Here is a 442-nt window from a genome sequence, read left to right on the forward strand (position 1 = left end):
ATGTATTAGGCACGCCGCCAGCGTTCGTCCTGAGCCAGGATCAAACTCTCCATGAAAGTTGATTAGCTCAATTTGTTACGTTGGCTTAGTTTCTATAATAGAAACTAATATTATGTTTGTTGACGTTCTTGTTTGTTTAGTTTTCAATGAGCAATAGTTATTTGTGCAACTTTTATATAATAACAAAGTAATTTTACCTTGTCAATATAAATTTAATTTTTTAAATGGTGGAGTCTAGGGGGATCGAACCCCTGACCTCCTGCGTGCAAAGCAGGCGCTCTCCCAGCTGAGCTAAGACCCCAAAAAATGAAGTAGATGGTCGGGAAGACAGGATTCGAACCTGCGACCCCTTGGTCCCAAACCAAGTGCTCTACCAAGCTGAGCTACTTCCCGTTAAAGTGCGCCCTGAGAGATTCGAACTCCCGACCTTTTGATTCGTAGT

At 42.3% G+C, this 442-nt stretch carries 2 tRNA genes; both read right to left on the reverse strand.

Annotated elements, in window-relative coordinates:
* Positions 1-225: 225 nt before the first annotated feature.
* A tRNA-Ala gene (locus M3226_RS31645) sits at positions 226-301 on the reverse strand.
* A 15-nt stretch (positions 302-316) separates the two neighbouring features.
* Positions 317-393 (reverse strand) — tRNA-Pro (locus M3226_RS31650).
* Positions 394-442 lie beyond the last annotated feature (49 nt).

The sequence above is a fragment of the Neobacillus cucumis genome (assembly GCF_023715505.1).